Raw genomic sequence first — 26,598 nt, 5'->3', positions numbered from 1 at the left:
ACCCGCCGCCGCGGACCCCGACGCGCCCGCGGTGCGCTGACCCGTGTTCCTGCGGAAGGGGTCGCGCGGGAACGAGACCCTCGGGCTGGTGATCCTCGGCGTCGTCCTGTGCGTCGTCTCGGTGCTCGGCCTCACGGGCGCCTTCGGGGAGATCAGCAACGGAGGGCGCTTCGACACCATCGTCCTGCTCGGCGTGCCCCTCGGGCTCGTCTCTATCGGCGGCGGGATCGTGAACTGGATCCGCGGCTGGAGCGACCCGGGCGACGCCGAGGTCGACGATCCTCCCCACGTCGGCGACCGCTCCGGCCTGCCTGACCCGGACGGGGATGGCCCGGGCCGCCCCGCCCCGGATGGGATGATCGACCGGTGATCATCCTCGGCGCGACCCCCATCGGCAACCTGGGCGACGCGTCGCGGCGGCTCGTGGAGGCGCTGTCGTCCGCCACGGTCATCGCCGCCGAGGACACCCGCACCACCATCCGCCTGCTCGGCGCGCTCGGCGTCGAGAACCGGCCGCGCCTCATCGCCCTGCACGACCACAACGAGCAGGAGCGCTCGGCCGACCTCGTCGAGCTGGCGCGCGAGACCGACGTGCTCGTCCTCTCCGACGCCGGCATGCCCGCGATCTCCGACCCCGGCTTCCACCTGGTGGAGGCGGCGGCCGCGGCGGGCGTCCGCGTCACGGTGATCCCCGGACCGAGCGCCGTGCTGAGCGCGCTCGCCGTCTCCGGCCTCCCCACCGACCGCTTCACGTTCGAGGGCTTCCTGCCGCGCAAGGGCGGCGACCGCCGCCGCGTGCTCCGCGAGCTCGTGCGCGAGCGCCGCACCATGGTCTTCTTCGAGTCGCCGAACCGGCTGCAGGCGTCGCTCGAGGACGTCGTCGCCGAGTGGGGACCCGACCGCCGGCTCGTCGTGTGCCGCGAGCTCACGAAGCTGTACGAGGAGGTGCGCCGCGGATCCGCCGCCGAGCTCGCCGCCTGGGCCGCAGAGGGCGTGCGCGGCGAGATCGTCGTGGTGGCGGAGGGCGCCGCGGCGCTCGAGGTGGATCTCGCGACCGGCGTGGCGCAGGTGCTCGAGCTGGTGTCCGACGGCGCGCGCCTCAAGGACGCGGCCGGCACCATCGCCGAGGCGACCGGCCTCGGCAAGCGCGACCTGTACCAGGCGGCGCTCGCCGCGCGCCGACCCGAAGGCGCCTAGCCGACCGGATCCGCCGCCCGGCGCTCCCGGAACGCGACCATGTTCATCCGGTTGCCGCAGCGCACGCTGCAGAACCGCTTCGACCCGTTGCGGGAGAGGTCGACGAGCACGCCGTCGCAGTCGTCGGCGGCGCACTCGCGGAGGCGGTCGGTGGCGTCGGAGCGCACGACGTCGACGAGGGCCATGGCGGCCTCCACGAGGATCCGGTCGGCGAGCGGCGCGTCCTCCGGCGTCGCGTGCAGGTGCCAGTCGAGGGCGTCGTGCCGGACGAGCCGCGGTGCCGCGTGGTGACGGGCGAGCAGCTCGTTGACGGGATCCACCATGGCGTCGCGGTCGAGGCCCCACAGCTCCCGGAGGCTCGTGCGGGCGCGGTGGACATCGCGGAGCTCGCGCTCGTCGCGGTCGAAGCGGCCGGAGAAGCCGCTGCGGGTCATCAGGTCGGCGAGCTGCTCGGGCGTCGCCAGCAGGTCGTCGCCGGATCGGGTGGCGCGCGGGGCCGTGTTGAGGATCACGGCGTCGAACGTGAGCACGTCCTCCGTGTCAGGGGTGAAAAGCAAGTTGACTCCTTATCCATGACGAGTCTAACGTCAGGACCGTAGGCCGCATGGCCCCTGACGAGACGAGCGCACCATGGATCGACGCCACCTGACCACCGGATTCGTCCTCGCGATCGTCGCCGCCTGCTCCTTCGGGTTGTCGGGCGCGTTCGTGAAGCCGCTGCTCGAGGCCGGGTGGAGCCCTGTCGCCGCCGTCGCGCTGCGGGCGCTCGTCGGCGGGCTGATCCTCGCGCCCGTCGCGCTCGTGCAGCTGCGCGGCGACCTGCGCCCGGTGCTGCGGGCGTGGCGGCGCGTGCTCGGCATGGCGCTCGTGGGCGTCGCGGGCGCGCAGGTCATGTACTTCGCGGCCATCGAGCGGATCCCCGTCGGCACGGCGATCCTCATCGAGTTCATGGCGCCGCTGCTGCTCGTGGCCGTGGCGTGGGCGCTGAGCCGGCGGCGGCCCGCGGTGCCGGTGCTCCTCGGATCCGTCGCGGCGGCGGGCGGGCTCGCGCTCGTGGTGTCGCCGTCGGGTGGCGGGGCGCTGGATCCCGTCGGCCTCCTCTTCGCGCTCGGCGCGATGGTCGGCTGCGCCGGCTACTTCGCGATCGCCGCCCGCGGCGCGGACGGGCTGCCGCCGGTGGCGCTCGCGGCCGCGGGGCTGCTCGTCGCGGCGGTGCTGCTGGCGCTGGTCGGTGCGACCGGGATCCTGCCGTTCACGGGATCCGTCGCCGACGTCGTGATGCTCGGCAGCGTCGTGCCGTGGTGGGTGCCGATGCTCGTGGTGGGCGTGGTCGCGACGGCGCTCGCGTACGGCGCGGGGATCACGGCGGGCGCGATGCTCGGATCCCGCCTCGCGTCCTTCACCGGCCTCCTCGAGGTGGCGGCCGCCGGCGCCTGGGCCTGGCTGCTGCTCGGCGAGGCGCTGACGCTGCTCCAGCTGGTGGGCGGCGTCCTCATCGTCGCGGGCATCGTCGCGGTGCGGTTCGACGCGCGGGCGGATGCGCTGCCGGTCGGCGGCGAGACGGGATCCGCGGCGGCAGCGGCGGAGGGCGCGGAGGAGGCCGGGCCCGACCCCGCGCTACGGGGCCGGTGACTCCGCCGCGTCCACCGGCTCGAGGTGCCGCAGCACGCGCTTGAGGTGCATCGCCGTGAGGACGCCCGGCCCCATCGCCCGACCGAGCTCCTGCGACTGGCGGTCCACCGCCTCCACGAGCAGCCGGACCTGCCGGGCCGCCTCGCCCATCGCGCGGTGGCGCTCGGGGGAGTCCGGGTCGTCGAGGTCGAGGACGCCCGCGACCGCGTGGCACGCGTCGCGGATGGGAGCGGCGATCCCGTGGTCGAGGCCGAGGGATCCGCGCTGCTCCCAGATGGTGTCCGCGAGCGCCGCCGAGATGTCGCGGACGTGGAACACGATCTGGTCCATCGCCTCCAGCCGGGCGTGGTCGATGCGCACGTCGCGCTTGTCGACGAGCGTGCGCGGGTTGCCCTTGCGGCTCTCGTCGGCCTCCCGGAGGTCGGCGCGGACGGCTCGCGCGGTGCCGGCGAGGTCCTCGCTGGCGCGGATCCAGTCGGCGTGCGCGGGCGGGGAGTCGGACTCGACCGCGTCGCCGACCTCCCGCAGCCGCTGGGCGACCTCGCGCTGGAACGCGCTGATCCGGGCCGCCGCGCGCCCGCTCGACAGCGTCGGGGCGATGAGCACGTTGATGAGGAGCCCGGTCACCACGCCGACCGCCATCTGCACGAGGTAGCCGAGCGAGTACGTGTCGGCGTCCTGCCCGCCGATGATCAGCACGAACAGCGCCGCCATCGGCACGTACTCGCGTCCCGCGCCGAACCAGCCGGAGCCGGAGAGGATCACGCCGATGCCGACGATCACGGGGATCGACCACCACGAGGGGCCGGTGGTGACGATCACGGCGGTCGCGAGGACGATGCCCGCCGCGAGGCCGAGGAGCGTCTGGAGGCCGGTGCGCGCGGATCCCATGAGCGTCGGGTACATGCTCACGAGCGCGCCGAGCGGCGCGTAGTAGGGGTACTCGTTCGCGACCCCGGGCACGTAGGGCGCGACGGCCCACGCGATGCCGACCGCGAGCGCGGTCTTGGCGGCGAGCAGCAGCCGGTCGGGGGAGACGGCGGCGTGCCAGGCGCGCGCGACCTCGTGCCGTGCGCTGTCCATCCCCATGTCCCGAGGCTAGCGAGGCGGGGAGCGCGCGACCGCGTCGGCCGTCGCGCGCTCCCGCCGGGATCAGGCGCGCGTTGCCTCGATCACCATGTCGTCGCGCGACGGGCTGCCGTCCGGACGTTGGAGGCACGTGATGACGACGAGCCGGCCGGGGGTGTCCGCCCAGACCTCGGCGTCGTCCGGGAGCGCGCCCTTGGCGACCGCCCGGCTGGATCCCACGGAGTAGTCGACGCCCGCCACCTCGATCACCGCGCCGGGGGCGACGCTCGCGCTGCCCGCCCGGTCGTCGATGAGCAGGTCGCCGGGGCCGGTGCCGCCGCCGCGCACCGAGTGCATCACGACGAACACCGTGCCGGAGGCGGCGTCCTCGGGCGCGACGCCGAGGTCGCGCACGCGGTACGCGGAGGAGAAGCCGGGGGGATCCACGACGCCGCCGACCACGTCCACCGCGCCGAGCGGCACGTCGAGCCCGACCGAGGGGGCGCGGAACCGACCGAGGCCGGAGTCGACGGACGTGGCCGCGTCGGCGCTCGCCGCGGGCGCCGGCACGTCGGCCTGCACCGGGGCGCCCGCGAGGTCGCGCGGGAGGCCGGAGGCGGCGGGCCAGCCGCCGACCGCGGCCAGCGCGCCCGCGACGACGGCCGCGGACGCGACGACGACGCCGGCGGCGGTGAGGATCCGCCGCCGGGTCGTTCGGCCATCCGTGGTCACGTCGGTCGTCACGGCCTGCGCAGCGCGGCGCGACGGCGCGCGACCGTGCGGCCCGCGATCGCCGCGAGTCCCGCGAGCCCGAGGGCCGCGAGCGCGAGGCCCGGCCACGGGTCGGCGGCGACGGACGCGCCGCCGGTCGCGACCGCGGGGCCCGCGTGGCGCGCGCCGGTCGCGGTCGCCGTGACGGCGGAGACGGCGGCGGCGGCGCTCACGGTGATGGTCGCGGGATCCGAGACCGCCCGGCCCTGCGCGTCCACGAGGGTCAGCGTGTGCGTGCCGGGGTCGGTGCCCGCGGGGATCGTGACGGTGCCCGACGCGGTGCCGTCGGATGCCGCGGTGACGGATCCGACGTCGGTCGGCGTGGAGTGCAGGATGACGCGGTAGGTCGCGCCCGGGGTGAGGCCGGCGGCGCGGAACGCGACGGTGCCGCCCGCGGTCGGCGCGGATCCCGCAGGCAGCGCGATCTCCGCGAGCCCGGCCGTGATCCGGTACGTGCGCGTCGTGCGCCCGTCCGCCGCGGTCACCGTGACGGTGACCGTGCGCCCGTCGACCGCGACGGACGACGTGGCGGATCCGTCCGCGGTGGTGACGTGGACGTCGGCGGCCGTGAGTGCGGGGAGGCCGACGGGCACGACGGCCCCGGCGGATCCGGCCGCGTCGCCGAGCGGCACGGTCACGCCGCCCACGGTGATGGAGGCGGCTGCCGCGTCGTCCGAGACGAGGAGCTGCGCGCGGAGGGCGCTGATCTCCTGGTCGTCGACGCCGAGAGTGGTGCGGATGTAGGAGTCCATCCCCGCGTAGCGCGACGCGATGCCCGCCTCGAAGGTGCCCTGGAGGAGCGCGGGCTTGGCCCAGTCGACGCCGAGCTGCGTGTTCGAGAGCAGGTAGTCGTGGAGGATGTCCGCGCTGCCGACGCCGAGGATCCGGTCGAGCAGGTCGATGACGGTGCCCGTGCGGTCCATGCCGTGCGAGCAGTGGATGAGGATCGTGCCGTTGCCGGTGTGCGACGCGATGGCCCGCAGGATGCTGCGGTACGCGCTGATCATCACGCCCGGGTCCGCCGCGTCGACGTGGCCCTTGTCGATGAGGTCGCGGTACATGACCGTGTCGTCCGGGTAGTCGCCGTCGGCGCCGAACATCGAGATGGCGACGGTCTTCGCGCCCGGGATCGGCACGTCGGGCTTCGCCTGGATCTGGCCGGGCGTGCGCAGGTCGATCACGAGGTCGACGTGGTGCACGCTCGCGAGCGTCGCGGCGCCGGCCGCGGTGATCTTGTCGAGCGACTCCGTGCGGATCAGGCGGCTCGCGGCGACCGTGCGCCCGTCGAGACCGGTGAACGCGCCGAGCTCGCGGCCGTTGACGAGGCCGGGCACGTCGGTGATGAGGTGGTCGCTCGCGGTCGGCGCGGGCTGGAGCGCGGGGTCGGCGGCGGCGTGCGCGGCGGGTGCGCCGATGCCGACGGAGAGCACCACGGCAGCGGCTGCCGCGGTGAGGGCGCCGATGCGCGCGGGGGCGGCACGGCGGGCAGGGGTGATCGTCACGTTCGTCCTTCTCGAGGGGGGATGCGCGCGGGGTCGCGCAGGCCGGTCCGCGCAGGCGCGCGGGAGATCGGCATCAGGATCATGGGGCGCGGCGCGGCCCCGTGCATGAACGGGATGTTCTGCTTCCGTGAACTCCCGGTCGGGCGGCGCAGCGGCTCTAGGGATGCGGACGGGCGCCCCGCGCTCGAGTGCTCGCTCTCGGCGGTGCGGGACGCGGTGATGGACCCGACCGAGGATGGCGGGATGCGTACGCTCGGGCCATGACCGACATCGACTGGAACTCCGGCTCCTGGACGAACGCGCCCGCCCACGTGGCGGTCGTCGACGACGGGATGCGCGTCACCGCCGTCGAGGGCAGCGATGCCTGGCGCATCACCTCCTACGGCTTCGTGCACGACACCGAGCACGCCCTCCTCGTGCCCTTCGACCAGGGCGCGGCGATGGAGGTGTCGTTCCGGCTCGACCTCTCCGCCCAGTTCGACCAGGCCGGCATCTTCGTCCGCGTCGACGAGAGCACGTGGATCAAGGCCGGCGTCGAGCGCAGCGACGGCGAGGACGGCCTCGGCGCGGTCGTCACCCGCGGGATGTCCGACTGGTCGCTGGCGCCCGTCCCCGACTGGTACGGCCGGCTCGTCACGATCCGCGCCAGCCGCTCCGGCGACGCGCTGACGGTCCGCGCACGGGTGGACGACGAGCCGTGGCGACTCGTGCGGGTGGCACCCCTCGATCCCGATGCCGCCGTGACCGCGGGCCCGATGTGCTGCGCGCCCACGCGCGCGGGATTCACGGTCCACTTCACCGCGTGGAGGACCGGGCCGGCCGACGCCGGTCTGCACCCCAGCGACTAGGTCGTGAGGCTGGACAGCGCCACCAGCCACACGTCCACCGCATCCTCGCGCTCGACCCGGAACCCCGCGCGCTCGTAGAGCCGCCGCGCGGCGCTGCCCTGGAGCACGTCGAGGCGGAACGGGCGGTCGTCGTCGTGCCGGGCCATCAGATCGCGCAGGACCTCGCCGCCGATCCCCGCGCCCTGCACCGCGGGATCCAGGTAGAAGTGCTCGATCCAGTGCGCGTCGGGCTCGTCGCGGCAGGCGATGAGGCCGACGTCGTGGCCGCCGACGCGGATCACCGAGGTGCGCTCGGGTGCCCAGCCGTCGAGGAAGCGGCGGCGGACCCGCACCGGATCCCATCGCCCGAGGCGCTCGAGGTCGGCCCGCAGCGCGACGGCGCGGAGCTCGGCCATCCACGTCGCGTCGTCCGGGAGGGCGGGGCGGAGGATCCAGCGGGGGAGCAGCCCGGGATCCGCGTGCAGGTCCCGCTCCATGCAGACGCTGGTCGGATCCTCGGCGTACGGCCCGAAGCGCGGCACGTGCCGGTAGCCGCCGCGCTCGTACATGGCGATGGCGGCGGTCTGCGGCAGGCCGGTCTCGAGCCGCATGGTCGTCGCGCCGAGCGCGCGGGCGCGCTCCTCCGCGGCGACCAGGAGCGCGCGTCCGACGCCGAGGCCGCGCGCCGCGTCCGTGACGAACACGCGCTTCAGCTCCGCGGATCCGTCGCCCGCGTCGACGACCGCCGCCGTGCCGAGCGCGCGGCCGTCCTCGCGCGCCACGAGGAACGTGACGCCGGGCCGCTCGAGATCGGTGACGTCGAGCGCGTGGTAGTTCTCGGCCGGGTAGAGGGCGAGCGCGAACTCGTCGGCCTGCCGCAGCAGCGGCAGCACGTCGTCCTGGCGCGGGGACTCCGGGGCGACGGTGGGCACGCCCCAGCGTAGGAGCGTCCGGCGGTGGATACGCTGGACCGGTGCCGCGCGGACGAGGCCACGAGCCCTCCGCGACAGGCGCCCGACCGTGAGGAAGAGCATGCAGATCCACCGCGTCCGCGTCCACCGCAGCGACGAGGCCCTGCCTCCCGGGGAGCAGCTGGCGGGGCGCATCGCCGCCGTCGCCGCGGACCCGGTCGAGGTCGACGCCGAGGTCACCGAGATGATCGTCAACCGCATCATCGACAACGCGGCCGTCGCGACCGCATCGCTCACCCGCGCGCCCGTCGTCGCGGCGCGCGCGCAGGCCCTGGCGCACGGGCCGTCCACGGGCGGCGCGGGCGCGACCGTCGTGGGCGCGGATCCCGCCACCCGCGTCAGCGCCGAGTGGGCGGCCTGGGCGAACGGCGTGGCCGTGCGCGAGCTCGACTACCACGACACGTTCCTCGCCGCCGAGTACTCGCACCCGGGCGACAACATCCCGCCGATCCTCGCGGCCGCGCAGCACGCCGCCGCGGCCGGCCGCCCCGACGGGCGTGCGCTCACGGGCGCCGACGTGATCCGCGGCATCGCGACCGGCTACGAGATCCAGGTGGACCTCGTGAAGGCCATCAGCCTGCACGCGCACAAGATCGACCACGTCGCGCACCTCGGCCCGTCGGCGGCCGCCGGCATCGGCACGCTCCTCGGGCTGGATCAGGAGACCGTCTTCCAGGCCGTCGGCCAGGCCCTGCACACCACGACCGCCACGCGCCAGTCGCGCAAGGGCGCGATCAGCACGTGGAAGGCGCACGCGCCCGCGTTCGCGGGGAAGATGGCCGTCGAGGCGATCGACCGGGCGATGCGCGGCCAGACGAGCCCGACCCCGATCTACGAGGGCGAGGACGGCGTGATCGCGTGGCTGCTCGACGGCCCCGACGCCTCCTACGAGGTGCCGCTGCCCGCGCCGGGCGAGGCCAAGCGGGCGATCCTCGACACGTACACGAAGGAGCACTCGGCCGAGTACCAGGCGCAGGCGTGGATCGACCTCGCGCGCCGGCTGCACCACGCGCACCCGGTGCTCGCCGACGCGGACGCGATCGACCGCGTGCTCATCCACTCCTCGCACCACACGCACGTGGTCATCGGATCCGGCGCGAACGACCCGCAGAAGTACGACCCGCGCGCCAGCCGCGAGACGCTCGACCACTCGATCCCGTACATCTTCACCGTCGCGCTGCAGGACGGCGCCTGGCACCACGTCGACTCGTACGCGCCCGAGCGCGCCGGCCGCCCCGACACGGTGGACCTGTGGCGCCGCGTCACCACGACCGAGGACCCGGAGTGGACCCGCAGGTACCACTCCATGGACCCGGCCGAGAAGGCGTTCGGCGGCCGGGTGGAGATCCGCCTGACGGACGGCTCGACCATCGTCGACGAGATCGCCGTGGCCGACGCGCACCCGCTCGGTGCCCGGCCGTTCGCGCGCGCCGACTACGTCGCCAAGCTCCGCACGCTCGCCGACGGAGTGCTGGAGGACAGCGAGGTCGACCGCTTCCTCGCGCTCGTCGAGCGCCTGCCCGAGCTCGGCGCCGACGAGCTCGCCGGCCTCACCGTGACCGCCAGGCCCGGCCTCCTCGACGGCGCCGGCTCCCCGAAGGGACTCCTCTAGTGCTGCACTCGAACCTCACCTCCGCCGCCAAGCGCCGCGCGTTCCGCGAGCGGCTCGCGAGCGGGGAGCTGCTCCGGATGCCCGGTGCGTTCAACCCGCTGTCGGCCCGCCTCATCCAGGACAAGGGCATGGACGGCGTCTACATCTCGGGCGCCGTGCTCTCGGCGGATCTCGGCCTGCCGGACATCGGCCTCACCACGCTCACCGAGGTGGCCGGGCGCTCGCAGCAGATCGCGCGCGTCACCGACCTGCCGTGCCTCGTGGACGCCGACACGGGCTTCGGCGAGCCGATGAACGTCGCGCGGACCGTGCAGATGCTCGAGGACGCGGGCGTCGCGGGCCTCCACATCGAGGACCAGGTGAACCCCAAGCGCTGCGGCCACCTCGACGGCAAGCAGGTGGTGGACGAGTCGACGGCGCTGAAGCGGATCCGCGCGGCCGTCGACGCCCGCCGCGACCCCGACCTGCTGGTCATGGCCCGCACCGACGTGCGCGGCGTCGACGGCATGGCCGCGGCCGTCGACCGGGCGCGCGCGCTCGTGGACGCCGGCGCCGACGCGATCTTCCCCGAGGCGATGGCGGACCTCGCCGAGTTCGAGGCGATGCGCGCCGCGGTGGACGTGCCGATCCTGGCCAACATGACCGAGTTCGGGAAGAGCGAGCTCTTCACGACGCAGCAGCTCGCCGACGTGGGCGTCGACATCGTCATCTACCCGGTGTCGCTCCTGCGCCTCGCGATGGGCGCCGCCGAGCGCGGCCTCGACGCGATCCTCGAGGAGGGCACGCTCGCCTCGAAGGTGCCGGAGATGCAGACCCGCGCCCGCCTCTACGAGCTCCTCGACTACGCCGGGTACAGCGCGTTCGACGAGGACGTCTTCACCTTCACGCTGGAGGGGAACCGCGGCGGGGCGTGAGGCCCGCTAGTCGCGCTCGTCGAGGCGCCGGAGGGACCCGTCGAGCGCGAGGCCCAGCATCATGACGGCCAGCAGGATCCCCATCGCGAGCGACGTCAGGACGTGCCCCGCGCGGGTGACCGCGCGCACCCCGCCGGATCGGGCGGCGGGGGCGGCGGGCATCCGGCGAGGCTAGCCGTGGGCGTCCCGCGCGGCGCCGGAGCGTCCACACGCAGCCGGGATCACAGCCGCGGATCCACCGCCTCGGACTCCATCGCGAGCACGCCGAAGACCGCCTGGTGCACGCGCCACGTCGGCTCGCCCGCGACGAACCGCTCGACCGCCTCGACGCCGAGGGCGTACTCGCGGAGCGCCATCGACCGCTTGTGGCCCACGTCGCGGTCGCGCAGGCGATGCAGGTTCGCGGGCTCCGTGTAGTCGGGCCCGTAGACGATGCGCAGGTACTCGCGGCCGCGCACCTTGATGCCCGGCTGCGCGAGGGCCTTCCGCCCGCGGACGAGACCCGCGACGGGCTTGACGACCATGCCCTCGCCGCCCGCGTCCGTGAGCTCCTGCCACCAGCGCGTGGCGGCGTCCTCGGACTCCGGCGACGCGAGGTCGACGGCGACGGAGCGGGTGGGGATCACGAGGCCCGGATCCGCGACCGCCAGCCGGTCCGCGAGCGCCAGGTGCCAGGAGTGCTCGCGCGCCAGGTGGGTCGCGCCCTCGGTGGCGAGGAGCTGGAACGGGGCGAGCCGGACGTCGTCGAGGCCGGTGGAGGGCGCGGCGTGCCGGCGGTACGCGGCCACGTACGCCTCCGCGTCGGCGGCCCGAGCGCGCGTGCGGTCGAGGAGGCCGGCCACGTCGATCCCGGCGGCGGCTGCCTGCTCGAGCGTGCGGACCGCGGCGGGCAGCGCGGCCGTCGCGGCGGCGCCGACGGAGGCGTACTGGTCGCGGATCAGCGGCCCCGCCTTCACCGACCACGGCAGCAGCTCCGCGTCGAGGAGCAGCCACGACGTGTCGAGCTCCGCCCAGAGGCCGGCGGTCTCCACGGCGGCGTCGAGCCGAGCGAGCAGGGCGTCCGTGTCGGCTGCGTCGAAGAACGGGCGGCCCGTGCGCGTGTGCACGACGCCGCGCCAGCCCGCGGGGGCGCCGAAGCGGGCCGGGTCGCGGGTGAGGAGCACGACCGCGCGGGATCCCATGTGCTTCTCCTCGCAGATCACCCGCTCCAGGCCGTCGCGGCGGTACGCCTCGAATGCCTCGGCCGGGTGCTCGAGCACGTCGTCGCGGGACGAGGTCGCGGGCGGGCTCATCGTCGGCGGCAGGTAGAGGAGGTGCCGCGGGTCGACGGCGAAGCGGCTCATGGTCTCGAGGGCGCCGGCGGCGGCGTCCTCCCGGATCCCGACCCGGCCGAAGGCGCGCGTCTCCACCACCTGCTTCCCGAGCACGTCGTCGATGCGGAGCAGGCCGGGGGCGCGCTCGTCGTCCCCGGCGGATCCCGAACCGGATGCGGCGGCGGCGGAGGACGAGGCGTACCGGCGCCCCAGCGGCACGGCCGGCTCCGACCAGACGCGCTCCGCGGGCACGGCGACGACCTCGCGCTCGGGCCAGCGGAGGGCGGTGAGCTCGCCGCCGAAGACGCATCCGGTGTCGAGGCACATGGTGCCGTTGACCCACTCGGTGCCGACGCCGGCGACGTGCCCGTAGAGGACCGTCGCGGATCCGCGGTAGTCGAGCGCCCAGTCGCGGCGCACGGGCAGGCCGTGCTCGTCGGTCTCGCCGATCGTGGCGTCGCCCCAGAGCGCGAACGCGCGCACGCGGCCGGACGCTCGGCCCTGGTACGCCTCGATGAGGCCGGCGTGCGCGACGACGAGGTCGCCGCCGTCGAGCACCAGGTGCGAGACGAGCTCGCGGCAGAAGCGCTCGACGCCGACGCGGAACGCGTCGTCCTCCTCGGCGAGCTGCGCCAGCGACTCGGCCAGGCCGTACGCGACCCGCACCTTCTTCCCCTGCAGCGCCTTCACGAGCTTGTCCTCGTGGTTGCCCGGCACCGCGAAGGCGTGGCCGGCGCGCACCATCCCCATCACGAGGCGGAGCACGCCCGGGGTGTCGGGTCCGCGGTCCACGAGGTCGCCGAGGAACACCGCCCGCCGGCCCTCCGGGTGCGCGGCGTCGACGGGTCGGCCCCGCTCGTCGCGCTGGATCTCGTAGCCCAGCTCCCCGAGCAGCGTCTCGAGCTCCGCGCGGCAGCCGTGCACGTCGCCGATCGCGTCGAAGGGACCGCGCTCGTGGCGGAGGTCGTTGAGGAGCGGAGCGACCGTGAAGCGCGCCGCGGCGATCTCGTCCACGCCGCGGAGCACGTGCACCTTCCGGAAGCCCTCGCGGCCGAGGCCCTTCAGCGACCGCTGGAGCTGGTCGTGCTGGCGCTTCACGACGGAGGCGCCGAACGTGCGATCCGTGCGGGCGGCGTTCCGCTCCACGCACACGCCGACCGGCACGTCGAGCACGATCGCCACGGGCAGCACGTCGTGGTCGCGGGCGAGCTGCACGAGGGATCGGCGTGACTCGGGCTGCACGTTCGTGGCGTCGATCACGGTCATCAGACCCCGGCGGAGGCGGTGCGCGGCGACGTGCCGGAGCGCCTCGAAGGCGGCCGACGTCGCCGACTGGTCGTTCTCGTCGTTCGAGACGAGGCCGCGGAACACGTCGCTCGACAGCACCTCGTACGGGCCGAAGTGGGTGCGGGCGAAGGTGGACTTGCCGGATCCGCTCGCGCCGACGAGCAGCACGAGCGACATGCGGGGGATGGGGAGCGCCGCGGGAGCGGCATCGGTGACGTCGGTCATCGCGTGGCCTTCCGGAAGAGCGCGAGCTGGGTGGGGGAGCCGTGGACGGGATCCGCGTCGCCGACGGGCCGGATCTCCACGCGGTAGCCGAAGCGGCCGGCGACGCGGTGCGCCCAGGCGGCGAACTCGGCGCGGGTCCACTCGAAGCGGTGGTCGGGGTGGCGCAGGGCGCCCGCGGAGAGGCCCGGGTAGAGCGCGTTGTGCTCGGCGTTCGGGGTCGTGACGATCACGGCGGCCGGCGACGCGGATCCGAACACGCTCGCCTCGAGGGCCGCGTGCCGGTCGGGATCCACGTGCTCGATGACCTCCATGAGCACGATCGCGTCGAGGCCGGCGATGCGCGGATCCTCGTAGGTCGCGGAGGACTGCAGCAACCGGATCCGCTCGCGCACCCGGTCGCCCGCCTCCCGGAGGTCGAGGCGACGGGCCGCGGCCTCGAGGTCGGACGCGGAGACGTCGGTGCCGATGATCGTCGTGAACGCGGGATCGGCCACCAGGTGCCGCAGCAGCGCGCCGGATCCGCAGCCCACGTCCGCGACCGTGCGGGCACGGAGCTCCGTGAGCACGGCGTGGACCGTCTCCGCGCGCCGGCGGGCGAGCGAGGGGGAGCGCGGCGCGGGCGGTTCCGTGGCGGGAGCGGCGTCCGCGGGCGCATCGGATCCCGCGTCGAGCAGCTCGTCCGCCTCGCCCACGAGGTCGCGCTGGTGCGCGAGGTAGCGGCGGGTGATGAGGTCGCGCGACGGGTGCTCGGCGAGCCACCCCTCGCCGGCGCGCAGGAGCTTGCCCACCTCGTCCTCGGAGACCCAGTAGTGCTTGCCGTCGTCGAGCACGGGCAGCAGCACGTAGAGGTGGCGGAGCGCGTCGGCGAGGCGGACCTCGCCCGTGAGCACGAGGTCGACGTAGCGGGAGTCGCCCCAGGCGGGGAACGCGGGATCCAGCGGCACGGGCGTCGCCTCCACCTGCCAGCCGAGGGGCGCGAACAGCGCGTGCACGAGGTCGGCGCCGCCGCGCGCGGGCAGGGCGGCGACCGTGATGCGGAGCGGGAGTGCGTTCGCCGCGAGCTCGGGGAAGGTCTCGCTGCGGCCGCCCATCGCCGTGCGGAAGACGTGCCCGAGCGCGACCGCGAGCATCGACGACGACGCGTAGGGCCGGTCGTTCACGTAGTGCGCGATGCTCGACGCACCTGAGCTCCGGAAGCGCGAGGAGCGGACGAGCGCGATCGGATCCACCTCCAGCAGCAGCGCCACCGTGCACCGCTCGTCGGTCGCCTCCGGGTAGAGGACGTGCGCGGTGCCGACCGCGAGGTCGAAGGACTGCGCCTTCGCCGGGTGCTTGCGGAGCAGGTGGCTGAGGTCCGACGCCGAGGGCGCGGTCGAGGTGAGGGTCATGAGCACGGCGGACTCCCTGGTGGGCGGATGCGACCCGGTGCGGAGGCCGAGACCCACCGTAGCGATCGGGGGGGTCCCCGCGGGGGCGCGCGACACGGCCCCCTCATCGGGGGTTCCGTCCGGCGTCGCGCGCGTGGTCGACTGGGCGGGACGAGGAGCCATGCGACCAGCACCGAGACCGGCACCGGCATCAGCGCCGGCCGAGAGCCCCGCGGGCGCGCCCGCCGCGCGCCGCCGACCGCGCCTGCTCCTCCGCGCCGCGCTCCTCGGCGGGATCCCGCTCGTGGTCATGTCGGCGATCGGCGCGTCCCTGCTCGCCGCCGGCCAGATCGCGGACGGCCGCTCCACCCTCGCGGTCGGCGTCATCGCCGCGGCGACCGCCGCCGGCTCGCTCCTCTACCAGGTGGACCGCTGGAGCGTCACCCGGGCATCCGTCACGCACTTCGCGCTCATGCTCGTCACCGTGCTCCCGGCGCTCCTGCTCAGCGGCTGGTTCCCGACGGACACCGCGGGAGGCGTGGTCGCGGTCGTCGGGATCTTCCTCGCCACGGGCCTCGTGCTCTGGACGACGCTGTACCTCGTGATGACGGCGGTCGAACGTGGCCGGGCGACCCGGGCGCAGGCCCGCGGGTGAGGCATCCGGGTGTCCGAGCGGTGGCGGCGGCTCTCGTCGCGCTCAGCCTGCTCGCCGGGTGCTCGCGCACGCCGATCGGCGACCCCTACGAGGTGCCGCTGGACGACCTGCGCACGGGCATGGGCGGGCGCGACGGGGACGCGGTGATCCTATGGATCGAGCCCGGCGAGCGGTTCTCGCTCACGACGTTCGGCTCATCGGGCTGCCCGACGGCGCCCATGGGGATGCGGGTCGACGACGACGTCCTGCGCATCTCGACGGTCCTCACCGGGCAGACCGGCGGCGCGGCCTGCTCCGCCGACCTCTCGCCCACCAGCTACGCGCTCGACGTGCCCGACGGGCTGCGCGACCGGGATGCGCTCGACGTGGTCGTCGAGCTGCCGGAGGGCGACGAGGCGCTGCGCCTCGCGCCGTAGGGATCAGCCTCCGCAGAGCCCGTCGCGCACGTGCGCCGCGAGGGCCGCGCGGCGCCGCGCATGGAGGGCCGCCGGGTCGTCTGCCGCCGCGACCGTCGTGATCGAGATCTGCGCCCAGCTCGCGGCGGTGGCGATGAGCAGGGTCCACACGTCGTCGGGGTGGAGGTCCGCGCGGATCCGGCCGGACGCCTGGGCCGCGACGATGTCGCGCCGGTGCGCCGCGTCGTGCTCCTCGAGGCCGGGGTAGAGGTACCCGGTGCCGTCGCGCTCGAGCCGCTTCCACATCACGAGGCGGGCGAGCGCGGGATCCTCGAGATAGTCGTCGTAGAGGCTGGCCGCGTAGCCGGGCAGGTCGTCGCCCGTGAAGGGGACGCGGTCGCCGTTCGCGATCACGTGCTCGGCGAACACCGCGTCGAACAGCCGGTCCTTGCCGCCGAAGTGCGAGTACAGCATCGGCTTGCTCATGCCGGACGCCTGGGCTATCCGGTCGACGCGCGCCCCGGCGATGCCGCGGGCGGCAAACTCCTCCGTCGCGGCGTCGAGGATGCGCTGGCGCGTGCGGTCGGCGGTCGAGGTCATGCATCGAGCATACGTAGCTACCAACTAGTAGGTAGAGTAAGGGCATGAGAACCACAGCCCTTCTGTCTCCCGCGTCCGGCCTGCCGCTCCGCCCCACCGAGATCGCGCGCCGCGACCTCCGTCCCGACGATGTCGACGTCCGCGTCACCCACTGCGGCGTCTGCTTCTCCGACCTGCACGCGCTCGACCAGCACGGCCGCGACGACGCGCTCGTCCCCGGCCACGAGTTCGTCGGGGAGGTGGTGGCCGTCGGATCCGCCGTCACGGCCTTCGCGCCCGGCGACCCGGTCGCGGTCGGCAACATCGTCGACTCGTGCGGCGTCTGCGCCATGTGCCGCGGCGGCCACGAGAACATGTGCGTCGAGTTCCCGACGCTCACCTACGGCGGCCGCGACCGCGTCGACGGATCCACGACCCGCGGCGGCTGGTCCGGCCGCTACGTGGTCCGCGAGTCCTTCGTCTACCGCCGGCCGGCGTCGCTGGATCCCGCCGCCGTCGCCCCGCTCATGTGCGCGGGCGTCACGGTCTGGGAGCCGCTGCGGGCCGCGGGCGTCGGCCCGGGCACGCGCCTCGGGGTCGTCGGCCTCGGCGGCCTCGGCCACCTCGCGGTGCGGTTGGGGAGCGCCCTCGGCGCGGAGGTGACGGTGTTCACCACGAGCGCGGCCAAGGCGGCGGACGCCGAGCGGCTCGGCGCGAGCCGCGTGGTCGTCTCAACCGACCCCGCCGCGATGGCGGCCGCCGCCTCAAGCCTCGACCTCGTGCTCGACACCGTCTCGGCCACCCACGACCTCGGCCCCTACCTGCGCGTGCTCGACCTCGACGGCACGCTGTGCGTCCTCGGCTTCCTCGGCCCGCTTGGGGTCCAGGCGATGGACCTGCTCGGCGGCCGGCGTCGGCTCGCCTCCTCGGGCAGTGCCGGACGACCCGCGACGCAGGACCTGCTCGACTTCTGCGGCGAGCACGACATCACAGCGGAGGTGGAGGTGCTGCCCGCGGCCGAGGTCGCGACCGCGATCGACCGGCTCCGCCGCAACGACGTGCGCTACCGCTTCGTGCTCGACATGACGGGGATCGACGACGGCGTCTGAGCAGGCCTCAGAGGCGGACGACGCGATATTCCTCGTCAACGGCGAATCCGGCACGGGCGTAGACGGGGACCGCGCGAGGGCTCGAGTGCACGCGGACGTACCGGCAGCCGGCGGCGCGGGCTTCGTCGAGGAGCGCGGCCACCAGCCGGGGCCCGGTCCCGGACCCGCGCAGTTCCGGGACGACGTAGACGGACTGGATGTCGCCCGCGACGCGGCTCAGGTCGTCGGGGGTGGGCGGCCGATCCGTGAGGGCGAGCCAGGCCAGTCCCACCACGACGCCGTCCCGTTCGGCTACGACGCACCCGTGCGTGCGCGGATGCGCGGTCGCGAAGGCCGCGGTGGCGGCGACGTAGCCCGCGATGTCCGTCACAGGCGCGTCGCCCTCCTCGTCCACCGACCACCGCCAGCGCAGCTCCGCGACCGACGTCATGTCCGCGGGCTCTGCGGCGCGGATGACGACCTCGCCGGGATCGGGACGGGAGCGGCCGGCGACGTGCGGCCGGCCGGCGACGTGCGGCCGGCCGGGGAGGGGATCGGAGGTCGTCATGCGCCCGAAGGTAGGCGATGCCGGCCGCGCGCCGCGGAGACCGTCTCGTCCTCGGCACGGAATGGCGAGGCGGCTCCCGGTCGTCAGCGTCGCGTCGCGCTCCGCATCAAGCGCCGATCCCGGCGTCCTCCGCGGACGTGGCAAGGACGCAGAACTCGTTGCCCTCCGGATCGCCCAGCACCGCCCAGCCGTCGGTCTCGCGGCGGTCGTCCACCATGCTCGCGCCGAGCGCCAGGATCCGTTCCACCTCGGCGTCGCGCGTCGTGCCGGCCGGGCGGAGGCACATGTGCATGCGGTTCTTCACCGCCTTCGGCTCCGGGACCCGGATGAACTCCAGCCACCGGCCGCCCGGGCCGCGGAGCTCGGCCTCGTCGTCCTCCATCGTCCCCCCGGGCACGATCGCGAAGTCGTCGAGAACCTGCGCCCACCAGAGCGCCTGGGCGCGGGGGTCGAGGGTGTCGATGCAGAAGTTGGCGGTGCGGGAGGCCATGTCGGCACTGTACCGACGGCCGCGGACGACGACGGGCTGCCGGCCGATGGGATCCGCGCACGGGCGGCGGCTGCGGGTCCGGGGAGGCCCGCGGGATCAGCCGACCGCCGCCGCCACCTCCGCGACGGCCCGCTCCACCTCGGCGCCCACGGCGTCGCGGTCACCCGACTCGGAGTCGTGCACGAACGCCAGGGCGCCGTGGCGGGCGCCGCAGTAGTCGAGGATCCCGTGGCCGATCTGCGTCTGGAACGCGGACAGGTAGCCGTGCCGGGCGAAGGACGCGCGACCGAAGCCGGCCACGGGCAGGAGGTGCACGGTGAGGCGCTCCAGGTGCGTGTGGACGCGGCCGTCATCGTCGATGTCGAACGCCCAGCCGCCGATGAAGACGCGGTCGATCCAGCCCTTGAGGAGCGCCGGCATCGACCACCACCACACGGGGAAGACGAGCACGACGTGGTCCACGACGTCAAGGCGCGCCTGCTCGGCGAGGACGTCCGCGGGCGCGGGGCCGCCGGCGTAGGCGGCCCGGTCGGCCATGCCGAACACCGGGTCGAAGCCCTCCTGGGCGAGGTGCGCGACCTCCGTCCGGTCGGCCCCGAGCTGGGCGACGAGCCGGCGGGCGACGTGGTGGGTGAGGGAGTCGGGATCGGGATGGGCCGTGACGATGAGCGCGGTCATGCCTCCATCCGATCACGCCCGCCCGGGCAGCGCCTCAGTCGAGCTCGCCCTCCCGGTCGTCCTCCTGCAGCAGGCGCCGGGCGGCGATCCCGATGATCGCGCTGTACGTCGGGTACGCGAACCGCACGTGCGCGAGTGTGGCGACGTCGACGCCCGCGGCCATCGCGGTGGTGACCGACTGGATCACCTCGACCGCGTTCTCGCCCACGGCGTGCGCGCCGAGGATCAGCTCGCGGCGGCGGTCGGCGATGAGGAGGAGGAAGCCGGCCTCGCGGTCGTCGATCACAGCGCGGTCGACCTCGGCGAACGGCACCCGCGCGATCACGCACGCGCCGTCGCGCTCGCGCGCCTCCGCCTGGGTGAGGCCGACGCCCGCGTAATCGGGGTCGGTGAAGCCGCCGGCCGGGAGGAGCTGCAGCGGGATCCGCCGGTTGACCCCGAGCACCGCGTTCTCGGCCGCCGCCTCGCCCTCGGACTGCGCCGCCTGCACGAGCATGTCCTTGCCGTTGGCGTCGCCCACCGCGAGGATGTGCGGCACGCGCGTGCGGAGGTAGCGGTCGACCGGGATCGCCGAGCGCTCCACCTCCACGCCGGCGTGCTCGAGCCCGAGGTCGTCGACGTCGGCGGGCCAGCCGGTGGCCATGATCACCGCGTCGAAGCTGGAGGACTGCGGGCGGTCGCCGTCACGCCAGAGCAGGGTGATGGATCCGTCGCCCGTCTTCGTGAGGCCCGTCACGGTGTCGATGCCGGTGTGGACGCGCACGCCCTGCGCGGTGAAGGCCTCGGCGACAGCCTCCGAGATCGCCTCGTCGGATGCGGTGAGCACGCGCGGCGCGACGTCCAGCAGCGTGACCTCGGAGCCGAACGAGCGGAAGACGGTGACGAGCTGCGCGCCCGTGTTGCCGGCGCCGATGACGGCGAGGCGGCGGGGGATCCCCGGCAGCGCGAGCACGTCCTCGGGCACGGTCGCGAGCTCGGCGCCGGGCACGGGCAGGCGGCGCGAGTGGCCGCCGACGCAGACGATGATCGAGCCCGCGGTGATGCGCCTGCCGCTGTCGAGCCGGAGCGTGCGGTCGTCGACGAAGCGCGCGCGGCCCTCGTGGATCAGCGTCACGCCCGCCGCCTCGAACCGGGCGGCCTCGTCCTTGAGGGAGCGCACCCGGTCGACCTGCGCGTGCACGCGCGCGACGATCGACGGCCAGTGCGGCGCGGGCTCGCCCACGCCGATCCCGTTCTCGCCCGCGGAGCGCACCTCGCGCACGAGCCGCGCGGTCTTCGCGAGCACGCGCGTGGGCACGCATCCGGTGTTGACGCACGTGCCGCCCACGCGGCCGGCCTCCAGCACCACGACGCTCGCGCCGAGCTCGGCGGCGCGGAGGGCAGCGGCGGTGCCCGCGGGTCCGGCGCCGATTACGGCGACGTCGTAGTGGTCGGGCTCGGTCGCGGCGTCGGGCTGCGCGTGGTCGCGCTGCTCGCCGGCCGCGCGCTCGGCGGTCTCGGCGGCGGGATCGGCGTGGTCGGTGCTCTCGGGCATGGCGTCCTCCGGGTCGGCGCTGCTGCGCGGGCGGCGCCTCGGGCGCGCCTGATCGAGAGGCTACCGAGCGGATCCCGCGGCGGCCCGGGTGCGGAGGCGCCGGTCATCGCGCGGTCGCCCCGCGCCTCCTCCGCAGCCCGCCGCCGCGCGTCCACCGCATCGACGTCGGCGCCCCTCGCCCCCGCGCCACCCGCCCCGATACAGTGACGAACGCACCCCGAGGCGACCCGATCCGCCCGACCAACGCGGGTGCGGCATGACGCGAAGGAGCACCATGGCCGACATTCGCAAGGGCCTCGCCGGGGTCGTCGTCGACACGACGCGCATCAGCAAGGTCGAGCCGGCCACCAACTCCCTCCTCTACCGCGGGTACCCCGTGCAGGAGCTCGCGGCGCACTGCTCCTTCGAGCAGGTCGCGTACCTCCTCTGGCACGGCGAGCTGCCCACCGACGAGGAGCTCGCGCACTTCGAGAACCAGGAGCGGTCCGAGCGGCGGCCGTCCGACGCCGTGCTGCGGATCGTCGACGCGCTGCCCGTCGACGCCCACCCGATGGACGTCCTCCGTACCGCGGTGAGCGCGATCGGCGCCGCGGATCCCGCGCCCGACGACCACTCGGCCGACGCCGACCTCGAGCGGTCCGTGCGGCTGCTCGCGCAGATCCCGGTGCTCATCGCGTACGACCAGCGCCGCCGCCGGGGCCTCGCGCCCGTCGAGCCGCGCGACGACCTCGGCCTCGCCGAGAACCTGCTCCTCATGGTCCACGGCGAGCGCCCCACCGAGGCCGACGCTAAGGCCATGGAGGTCTCGCTGATCCTCTACGCCGAGCACTCCTTCAACGCCTCCACGTTCACGGCCCGCGTCATCACCTCGACCCTCGCCGACCTGCACTCGGCGGTCACGGGCGCGATCGGGGCGCTCAAGGGCCCGCTGCACGGCGGCGCCAACGAGGCCGTGCTCGAGACGCTCGACGAGATCGGCGACGCGTCGCGCGTCGAGTCGTGGCTCGACGAGGCACTCGCCGCGAAGCGCAAGGTCATGGGCTTCGGCCACCGCGTCTACCGCGCGGGCGACTCGCGCGTTCCCACCATGAAGGCGGCGCTCGACGACCTCGTCGCGGTGCGGGTCGAGGCGGGCGGCGAGGCGGGGGAGTCCGCCCGGCGCACCATGGACCTGTACGACGCGCTCGAGCGCGGCATGGCCGAGCGCACGGGGATCCTGCCGAACCTCGACTACCCGTCCGGCCCCGCGTACGCGCTCCTCGGCTTCGAGACCCGCGCCTTCACGCCGCTGTTCGTCGCCGCGCGCGTGGTCGGCTGGACCGCGCACATCGTGGAGCAGCGGGCGGCCAACTCGCTGATCCGGCCGCTCTCCGAGTACGACGGACCCGCCGAGCGCCACCTGTCCTGACCGCCGCCGCAGCCGCCCGGGGCCCGCGTCACACGGCCGGGAGCGCTCCCGCCGATCGTTAGGATGGAGCCCATGTCCCGCGGCGAGCCCTTCTACATCACCACGCCGATCTTCTACGTGAACGACGTCCCGCACATCGGGCACGCGTACACGGAGGTCGCCGCCGACGTGCTCGCTCGCTGGCACCGCCAGCGCGGCGACGACACCTGGTTCCTCACGGGCACGGACGAGCACGGGCAGAAGATCCTCCGTACCGCCACGGCGCACGACACGACCCCGCAGGCCTGGGCCGACCGCCTCGTCACCGAGAGCTGGCAGCCGCTGCTCGAGGCCGTCGACATCTCCAACGACGACTTCATCCGCACCACCGACGCCCGCCACGAGGAGTCCGTCAAGGTCTTCCTGCAGCGCCTCCACGACGCCGGGTACATCTACACGGGCGAGTACAAGGGCTACTACTGCGTCGGCTGCGAGGAGTACAAGCAGCCCTCCGACCTCCTCGAGGGCACGGGTCCGTTCGAGGGCCAGCTCGTCTGCGCCATCCACTCCAAGCCCGTCGAGCTGCTGGAGGAGAAGAACTACTTCTTCCGCATGAGCGACTTCGGCGAGCGGCTCCTCGCGTTCTACGAGGAGCGCCCCGACTTCATCCAGCCGGAGAGCGCGCGCAACGAGATCCTGTCGTTCGTCCGCCGGGGCCTCGAGGACCTGTCGATCTCGCGCTCCAGCTTCGACTGGGGCATCCCCATCCCGTGGGACGAGAGCCACGTCGTCTACGTGTGGTTCGAGGCGCTGATGAACTACGTCACCGCCATCGGCTACGGCGTCGACGACGAGCAGTTCCGCCGCCGCTGGCCCGCAACGCACCTGGTGGGCAAGGACATCCTCCGCTTCCACGCGGTCATCTGGCCGGCCATGCTGATGGCGCTCGGTGAGGAGCCGCCCCGGCGCGTCTTCGGCCACGGCTGGCTGCTCGTCGGCGGCGAGAAGATGTCGAAGTCGAAGCTCACCGGCATCGTGCCGCAGACCATCACCGACACCTTCGGCATCGACGCGTTCCGCTACCACTTCATGCGCGCCTTCGCCTTCGGGCAGGACGGCTCGTTCAGCTGGGAGGACCTGTCGGCGCGCTACCAGGCCGAGCTCGCGAACGGCTTCGGCAACCTCTCCTCCCGCGTGATCGCCATGGTCGGCCGCTACTTCGACGGCCGGGTCCCCGAGGCGAACGAGCTCACCGAGGCCGATCTCCGCGTGCAGAGCGTCGCGCGCACCGCGGCGTCCACCGCGGACGAGGCCATCGAGCGGCTCGCGATCCACGAGGCGCTCGCCGCCGTGTGGACCCTGGTCGACGAGCTCAACGGCTACATCACGAGCCAGGAGCCGTGGGCCCTCGCCAAGAAGGAGGACGGCCGCGAGCGCCTCGAGACCGTGCTGCACACGGCGGTCCGCGGCCTCGGCACGCTCGCCGTGCTTCTCGCGCCCGTGCTGCCCGGCGCCACCGCGAAGCTCTGGACCGCGCTCGGCGGCACCGGCACGGTCGGCCAGCAGCGCATCGACCTCGCCGACGAGTGGACCGGATCCGGCACCGTCACCCCGCTCGAGGCGCCGCTGTTCCCGCGCATCGAGCAGGAGCCGGCGACGCCCGTCGCCTGACGCCGCGCCCGCCCGGCGCGGCACCCGCCCCTCGGTAGAGTGAGCGCGATGTCCGACTCCAACTACGTGCGCCAGCGCGACACCACCGCGGTCCACGGCCAGACGCGCGACCTCACGTACCCGCCGCTGCCCGAGGCGCTCACGGTCCCGGTCTACGACAACCACACGCACCTCGAGATCGCGGACGGCGAGTCGCCCATCGACTTCACCGAGCACCTCGACCGGGCGAGCTCGGTCGGCGTCCGCGGCGTGATCCAGGTGGGCGGCGACCTCGAGACCTCCCGCTGGTCCGCCGAGACCGCGGCGCACGAGCCGCGCATGCTCGCGGCCGTGGCCATCCACCCGAACGAGGCCCCGGTCTACGAGGAGGCGGGCACGCTCGACGATGCGCTCGCGGAGATCCACGAGCTGGCCGGACGCCCGCGCGTGCGCGCCGTCGGCGAGACCGGCCTCGACTTCTTCCGCACGGGCGAGGAGGGCCGCGCGGCCCAGCAGCGCTCGTTCGAGGAGCACATCCGCATCGCCAAGGAGCGCGGCATCGCCCTCCAGATCCACGACCGCGACGCGCACGACGAGGTCGTGGCGACGCTGCTGCGCGTCGGCGCCCCCGAGCGCACGGTCTTCCACTGCTTCTCCGGCGACGAGGACCTCGCCCGGATCTGCGCGGAGAACGGCTGGTACATGTCGTTCTCCGGCACGGTCACCTTCAAGAACGCGCACGACCTCCGCGAGGCGCTCGCCTTCGCGCCGCGCTCGCTGCTGCTCGTGGAGACGGACGCGCCGTTCCTCACGCCCGTGCCGTTCCGCGGTCGGCCGAACGCGCCGTACCTGATCCCGCACACGCTCCGCGCCATGGCCGCGCACCTCGGCACCGACGTGTCGATGCTCGCCGCGCAGATCTCCTCCAACACCGAGCTCGTCTACGGGCGCTGGGACGACGAGCCCGTGACGTCGCCGTCGAAGGACCCCGCCGAGATCGACCCGGCGGGCCGCGCGTGAGCGACGAGACGGAGCCCGGCGCTCCCGCTCCCGCCGCGGCGCCGACCCTCCTCGGCCCCGCCGAGATCCGCGACCTCGCCGAGCTGCTCGGCGTCGCGCCCACCAAGAAGCTCGGCCAGAACTTCGTCATCGACGCGAACACCGTGCGCCGCATCGTCCGGGTCGCCCGCGTCGAGGCGGGCACGCACGTGGTCGAGGTGGGGCCGGGCCTCGGATCCCTCACCCTCGGCCTCCTCGAGACGGGCGCGAGCGTCGTCGCCGTGGAGATCGACGGCCGGCTCGCCGAGCAGCTGCCGATCACGGTGGCGCTCTACCAGCCCGACGCCGCGCTCACGGTGGTGCACGAGGACGCGCTCCGCGTCGCCGAGCTGCCCGGGGATCCCACCGCGCTCGTCGCGAACCTCCCCTACAACGTGTCCGTGCCCGTGCTGCTGCACCTGCTCGAGCACTTCCCGGCGATCCGCACGGGCGTCGTCATGGTGCAGGCCGAGGTCGGCCACCGCATCGCCGCGGCGCCGGGGTCCAAGGTGTACGGATCCCCGAGCGTCAAGGCCGCTTGGTACGGCGCGTGGCGCACGGCAGGCCAGGTCAGCCGCCAGGTGTTCTGGCCGGTGCCGAACGTCGACTCGGTGCTGGTCGCGTTCGAGCGGCACGCGGAGCCGTTCGCCTCGGAGGAGCTGCGGAGGCGCACCTTCAAGATCGTCGACGCGGCCTTCCAGCAGCGCCGCAAGATGCTCCGCCAGGCGCTCGCCGAGCTGCTCGGCGGGAGCGAGGCCGCGTCCGCGCTCCTCGAGGCCGGAGGGGTCGCCCCCACTTCGCGGGGCGAGGAGCTGAGCGTCCACGACTACCTCCGCGTAGCCCATGCCTGGGCGGATCGCGACGCGGACGGAGTGCCTCCCAGCCTCCGCTAGGTTGGATCACATGACCTCCGCGGCCACCACCTCAGATGTGGTGCACGCGCGGGCCCCGGGCAAGATCAACGTCTCGCTCACGGTGGGCGCCCTCCAGGAGGACGGCTACCACGACGTCGCCACCGCGTACCAGGCCGTCGGCCTCTACGAGGACGTGTGGGCCACGAAGGCCGACGGGTTCTCGGTCGAGTTCGGCGGATCGATCGACACGTCGCACCTCACCACCGGCGCAGACAACCTCGCCGTGCGCGCGGCGCGGCTCCTCGCCCGGAGCACCGGCTACCGCGGCGGCGTGCACCTGCGCATCGAGAAGAACGTGCCGATCGCGGGCGGCATGGGCGGCGGATCCGCGGACGCCGCGGCCACCCTGCTCGCCTGCGACACCCTGTGGGGCACCGAGCGCACGCGCGACCAGCTGCTCGCGCTCGGCGCGGAGCTCGGCGCCGACGTGCCGTTCGCGCTCGCCGGCGGCACCGCCATCGGCACGGGCCGCGGCGACCGCCTGAGCCCCGCGCTCGCCAAGGGCACCTTCCAGTGGGTGCTCGCCATCGCCGAGTTCGGCGTCTCCACGCCCGACGTCTACGGCGAGCTCGACCGGCACCGCGAGCGCCACGCGCAGGACATCTTCCCGGCGCAGCAGATCCCGCAGGTCGACTCGGGCGTGCTGCAGGCGCTGCGGGCGGGGGATCCGCACATGCTCGCCGAGGTCCTCCACAACGACCTCCAGGCGCCGGCGCTCCACCTCGCGCCCGGCCTCGGCGAGGTGCTGCAGCTCGGCGAGGAGAACGGCGCGCTCGCGGGCATCGTCTCGGGATCCGGCCCCACGGTCGCGTTCCTCGCGGCGGACCTCGACAGCGCGCTCGAGCTGCAGATCGCGCTGAGCGCCGCCCGCCTCACGGTCATCCGGGCCACCGGGCCCGTGCACGGCGCGCGCATCATCACCGGCTGACCCGGCCC

The 26,598-nt window shown here is 74.4% G+C and carries 27 protein-coding genes; 14 read left to right on the top strand and 13 right to left on the bottom strand.

The window, feature by feature from the left end:
• The first annotated feature begins 43 nt into the window (after positions 1-43).
• Complete coding sequence (locus KYT88_RS12370; RefSeq protein WP_043583404.1) at positions 44-370, top strand: hypothetical protein; 327 nt, start codon at positions 44-46, stop codon at positions 368-370.
• On the top strand, positions 367-1,197 hold the full coding sequence (gene rsmI / locus KYT88_RS12365) for a 16S rRNA (cytidine(1402)-2'-O)-methyltransferase (RefSeq protein ID WP_043583406.1): 831 nt from the start codon (positions 367-369) through the stop codon (positions 1,195-1,197). The genes KYT88_RS12370 and rsmI overlap by 4 nt, the downstream gene beginning before the upstream one ends.
• Here rsmI and KYT88_RS12360 read toward each other — a convergent pair.
• Positions 1,194-1,754, bottom strand: coding sequence for a CGNR zinc finger domain-containing protein (locus KYT88_RS12360; protein ID WP_182480750.1), 561 nt, complete (start codon positions 1,752-1,754; stop codon positions 1,194-1,196). The two genes, rsmI and KYT88_RS12360, sit on opposite strands and share 4 nt — an antisense overlap.
• A 73-nt stretch (positions 1,755-1,827) precedes the next feature.
• Here KYT88_RS12360 and KYT88_RS12355 point away from each other — a divergent pair, with 73 nt between their 5' ends.
• Positions 1,828-2,829 (top strand): EamA family transporter, encoded by a 1,002-nt coding sequence (locus KYT88_RS12355; protein WP_051629180.1) that lies wholly within the window; start codon positions 1,828-1,830, stop codon positions 2,827-2,829.
• On the opposite strand, the gene KYT88_RS12350 is transcribed toward KYT88_RS12355, so the two are convergent.
• From KYT88_RS12350 to KYT88_RS12340, 3 genes are all read right to left on the bottom strand, one after another.
• Complete coding sequence (locus KYT88_RS12350; RefSeq protein ID WP_043583409.1) at positions 2,815-3,918, bottom strand: FUSC family protein; 1,104 nt, start codon at positions 3,916-3,918, stop codon at positions 2,815-2,817. The genes KYT88_RS12355 and KYT88_RS12350 overlap by 15 nt on opposite strands.
• Positions 3,919-3,981: 63 nt before the next feature.
• Positions 3,982-4,641, bottom strand: a complete 660-nt coding sequence (locus KYT88_RS12345) for a sortase family protein (RefSeq protein WP_237583669.1) — start codon at positions 4,639-4,641, stop codon at positions 3,982-3,984.
• Positions 4,638-6,170, bottom strand: coding sequence for a tyrosine-protein phosphatase (locus KYT88_RS12340; RefSeq protein ID WP_237583668.1), 1,533 nt, complete (start codon positions 6,168-6,170; stop codon positions 4,638-4,640). Before KYT88_RS12340 ends, KYT88_RS12345 begins: the two co-directional genes overlap by 4 nt.
• A gap of 260 nt (positions 6,171-6,430) precedes the next feature.
• On the opposite strand from KYT88_RS12340, the gene KYT88_RS12335 reads away from it, so the two are divergent.
• Positions 6,431-7,018, top strand: a complete 588-nt coding sequence (locus KYT88_RS12335; RefSeq protein ID WP_043583413.1) for a DUF1349 domain-containing protein — start codon at positions 6,431-6,433, stop codon at positions 7,016-7,018.
• On the opposite strand, the gene KYT88_RS15985 is transcribed toward KYT88_RS12335, so the two are convergent.
• Entirely contained in the window at positions 7,015-7,929 is a 915-nt protein-coding gene (locus KYT88_RS15985; protein ID WP_081840882.1) for a GNAT family N-acetyltransferase, read from the bottom strand. The genes KYT88_RS12335 and KYT88_RS15985 overlap by 4 nt on opposite strands.
• A gap of 100 nt (positions 7,930-8,029) precedes the next feature.
• On the opposite strand from KYT88_RS15985, the gene KYT88_RS12320 reads away from it, so the two are divergent.
• On the top strand, positions 8,030-9,580 hold the full coding sequence (locus KYT88_RS12320; RefSeq protein WP_043583416.1) for an MmgE/PrpD family protein: 1,551 nt from the start codon (positions 8,030-8,032) through the stop codon (positions 9,578-9,580).
• On the top strand, positions 9,580-10,494 hold the full coding sequence (prpB, locus tag KYT88_RS12315; RefSeq protein ID WP_043583418.1) for a methylisocitrate lyase: 915 nt from the start codon (positions 9,580-9,582) through the stop codon (positions 10,492-10,494). Before KYT88_RS12320 ends, prpB begins: the two co-directional genes overlap by 1 nt.
• Positions 10,495-10,500: 6 nt before the next feature.
• Here prpB and KYT88_RS12310 read toward each other — a convergent pair whose 3' ends face one another.
• The 3 genes from KYT88_RS12310 to KYT88_RS12300 are packed head-to-tail and all read right to left on the bottom strand — an operon-like array spanning position 10,501 to position 14,713.
• Positions 10,501-10,656 carry a hypothetical protein gene (locus KYT88_RS12310; protein WP_156032167.1) on the bottom strand — a complete coding sequence of 52 codons (156 nt, stop codon included), beginning with the start codon at positions 10,654-10,656 and terminating at the stop codon, positions 10,501-10,503.
• A gap of 59 nt (positions 10,657-10,715) precedes the next feature.
• Entirely contained in the window at positions 10,716-13,319 is a 2,604-nt protein-coding gene (locus KYT88_RS12305) for a polynucleotide kinase-phosphatase (protein ID WP_043583420.1), read from the bottom strand.
• Positions 13,316-14,713 carry a 3' terminal RNA ribose 2'-O-methyltransferase Hen1 gene (locus tag KYT88_RS12300; protein WP_043583515.1) on the bottom strand — a complete coding sequence of 466 codons (1,398 nt, stop codon included), beginning with the start codon at positions 14,711-14,713 and terminating at the stop codon, positions 13,316-13,318. Before KYT88_RS12300 ends, KYT88_RS12305 begins: the two co-directional genes overlap by 4 nt.
• 154 nt (positions 14,714-14,867) lie before the next feature.
• Here KYT88_RS12300 and KYT88_RS12295 point away from each other — a divergent pair, with 154 nt between their 5' ends.
• Positions 14,868-15,341: a DUF3021 domain-containing protein gene (locus KYT88_RS12295; RefSeq protein WP_081840878.1), complete on the top strand. Its 474-nt coding sequence runs from the start codon at positions 14,868-14,870 to the stop codon at positions 15,339-15,341.
• A gap of 20 nt (positions 15,342-15,361) precedes the next feature.
• Positions 15,362-15,757: a hypothetical protein gene (locus KYT88_RS12290; protein WP_043583422.1), complete on the top strand. Its 396-nt coding sequence runs from the start codon at positions 15,362-15,364 to the stop codon at positions 15,755-15,757.
• 3 nt (positions 15,758-15,760) lie between these two features.
• On the opposite strand, the gene KYT88_RS12285 is transcribed toward KYT88_RS12290, so the two are convergent.
• Positions 15,761-16,336: a TetR/AcrR family transcriptional regulator gene (locus KYT88_RS12285; RefSeq protein ID WP_043583424.1), complete on the bottom strand. Its 576-nt coding sequence runs from the start codon at positions 16,334-16,336 to the stop codon at positions 15,761-15,763.
• A gap of 44 nt (positions 16,337-16,380) precedes the next feature.
• Between KYT88_RS12285 and KYT88_RS12280 the strand changes: the two genes are divergently transcribed.
• Positions 16,381-17,424, top strand: a complete 1,044-nt coding sequence (locus KYT88_RS12280; RefSeq protein ID WP_043583426.1) for an NAD(P)-dependent alcohol dehydrogenase — start codon at positions 16,381-16,383, stop codon at positions 17,422-17,424.
• Positions 17,425-17,431: 7 nt separating this feature from the next.
• Here KYT88_RS12280 and KYT88_RS12275 read toward each other — a convergent pair whose 3' ends face one another.
• From KYT88_RS12275 to KYT88_RS12260, 4 genes are all read right to left on the bottom strand, one after another.
• Positions 17,432-17,971, bottom strand: coding sequence for a GNAT family N-acetyltransferase (locus KYT88_RS12275; RefSeq protein ID WP_081840879.1), 540 nt, complete (start codon positions 17,969-17,971; stop codon positions 17,432-17,434).
• Positions 17,972-18,077: 106 nt separating this feature from the next.
• A complete protein-coding gene (locus KYT88_RS12270; RefSeq protein WP_043583428.1) occupies positions 18,078-18,461 on the bottom strand; it encodes a VOC family protein in 384 nt (127 codons plus the stop codon).
• Positions 18,462-18,557: 96 nt separating this feature from the next.
• Positions 18,558-19,139 (bottom strand): NAD(P)H-dependent oxidoreductase, encoded by a 582-nt coding sequence (locus tag KYT88_RS12265; protein ID WP_043583429.1) that lies wholly within the window; start codon positions 19,137-19,139, stop codon positions 18,558-18,560.
• A gap of 34 nt (positions 19,140-19,173) precedes the next feature.
• Entirely contained in the window at positions 19,174-20,673 is a 1,500-nt protein-coding gene (locus KYT88_RS12260) for a dihydrolipoyl dehydrogenase family protein (RefSeq protein ID WP_043583431.1), read from the bottom strand.
• A 256-nt stretch (positions 20,674-20,929) separates the two neighbouring features.
• Between KYT88_RS12260 and KYT88_RS12255 the strand changes: the two genes are divergently transcribed.
• The 5 genes from KYT88_RS12255 (at position 20,930) to KYT88_RS12235 (ending at position 26,590) form a co-directional block, all read left to right on the top strand.
• A complete protein-coding gene (locus tag KYT88_RS12255) occupies positions 20,930-22,081 on the top strand; it encodes a bifunctional 2-methylcitrate synthase/citrate synthase (protein ID WP_043583433.1) in 1,152 nt (383 codons plus the stop codon).
• A gap of 72 nt (positions 22,082-22,153) precedes the next feature.
• Positions 22,154-23,731, top strand: coding sequence for a methionine--tRNA ligase (metG, locus tag KYT88_RS12250; protein ID WP_043583436.1), 1,578 nt, complete (start codon positions 22,154-22,156; stop codon positions 23,729-23,731).
• A gap of 48 nt (positions 23,732-23,779) precedes the next feature.
• Positions 23,780-24,730 (top strand): TatD family hydrolase, encoded by a 951-nt coding sequence (locus KYT88_RS12245; RefSeq protein ID WP_043583438.1) that lies wholly within the window; start codon positions 23,780-23,782, stop codon positions 24,728-24,730.
• On the top strand, positions 24,727-25,641 hold the full coding sequence (gene rsmA, locus KYT88_RS12240; RefSeq protein ID WP_051629181.1) for a 16S rRNA (adenine(1518)-N(6)/adenine(1519)-N(6))-dimethyltransferase RsmA: 915 nt from the start codon (positions 24,727-24,729) through the stop codon (positions 25,639-25,641). Before KYT88_RS12245 ends, rsmA begins: the two co-directional genes overlap by 4 nt.
• Before the next feature lie 10 nt (positions 25,642-25,651).
• Entirely contained in the window at positions 25,652-26,590 is a 939-nt protein-coding gene (locus tag KYT88_RS12235; RefSeq protein WP_043583440.1) for a 4-(cytidine 5'-diphospho)-2-C-methyl-D-erythritol kinase, read from the top strand.
• Positions 26,591-26,598: the final 8 nt, after the last annotated feature.

The sequence above is a fragment of the Clavibacter sp. A6099 genome (genome assembly GCF_021919125.1).
In the GTDB taxonomy this organism is placed as follows: Bacteria; Actinomycetota; Actinomycetes; order Actinomycetales; family Microbacteriaceae; genus Clavibacter; species Clavibacter seminis.
Note: the sequence above shows the minus strand (reverse complement) of the source record. Positions and strands in the feature narration are given on the sequence as shown.

Excerpts from the sequence above, each read along its gene's own strand:
- KYT88_RS12320 (WP_043583416.1), top strand. The coding sequence starts at position 8,030 with ATGCAGATCCACCGCGTCCGCGTCCACCGCAGCGACGAGGCCCTGCCT.
- KYT88_RS12280 (WP_043583426.1), top strand. The coding sequence starts at position 16,381 with ATGAGAACCACAGCCCTTCTGTCTCCCGCGTCCGGCCTGCCGCTCCGC.
- KYT88_RS12270 (WP_043583428.1), bottom strand. The coding sequence starts at position 18,461 with ATGGCCTCCCGCACCGCCAACTTCTGCATCGACACCCTCGACCCCCGC.
- KYT88_RS12265 (WP_043583429.1), bottom strand. The coding sequence starts at position 19,139 with ATGACCGCGCTCATCGTCACGGCCCATCCCGATCCCGACTCCCTCACC.
- metG (WP_043583436.1), top strand. The coding sequence starts at position 22,154 with ATGTCCCGCGGCGAGCCCTTCTACATCACCACGCCGATCTTCTACGTG.
- KYT88_RS12235 (WP_043583440.1), top strand. The coding sequence starts at position 25,652 with ATGACCTCCGCGGCCACCACCTCAGATGTGGTGCACGCGCGGGCCCCG.
- KYT88_RS12260 (WP_043583431.1), bottom strand. The coding sequence starts at position 20,673 with ATGCCCGAGAGCACCGACCACGCCGATCCCGCCGCCGAGACCGCCGAG.
- KYT88_RS12355 (WP_051629180.1), top strand. The coding sequence starts at position 1,828 with ATGGATCGACGCCACCTGACCACCGGATTCGTCCTCGCGATCGTCGCC.
- KYT88_RS12310 (WP_156032167.1), bottom strand. The coding sequence starts at position 10,656 with ATGCCCGCCGCCCCCGCCGCCCGATCCGGCGGGGTGCGCGCGGTCACC.
- KYT88_RS12275 (WP_081840879.1), bottom strand. The coding sequence starts at position 17,971 with ATGACGACCTCCGATCCCCTCCCCGGCCGGCCGCACGTCGCCGGCCGG.
- KYT88_RS12295 (WP_081840878.1), top strand. The coding sequence starts at position 14,868 with ATGCGACCAGCACCGAGACCGGCACCGGCATCAGCGCCGGCCGAGAGC.
- KYT88_RS12255 (WP_043583433.1), top strand. The coding sequence starts at position 20,930 with ATGACGCGAAGGAGCACCATGGCCGACATTCGCAAGGGCCTCGCCGGG.
- KYT88_RS12245 (WP_043583438.1), top strand. The coding sequence starts at position 23,780 with ATGTCCGACTCCAACTACGTGCGCCAGCGCGACACCACCGCGGTCCAC.
- KYT88_RS12350 (WP_043583409.1), bottom strand. The coding sequence starts at position 3,918 with ATGGGGATGGACAGCGCACGGCACGAGGTCGCGCGCGCCTGGCACGCC.
- KYT88_RS12285 (WP_043583424.1), bottom strand. The coding sequence starts at position 16,336 with ATGACCTCGACCGCCGACCGCACGCGCCAGCGCATCCTCGACGCCGCG.
- KYT88_RS12305 (WP_043583420.1), bottom strand. The coding sequence starts at position 13,319 with ATGACCGACGTCACCGATGCCGCTCCCGCGGCGCTCCCCATCCCCCGC.
- KYT88_RS12335 (WP_043583413.1), top strand. The coding sequence starts at position 6,431 with ATGACCGACATCGACTGGAACTCCGGCTCCTGGACGAACGCGCCCGCC.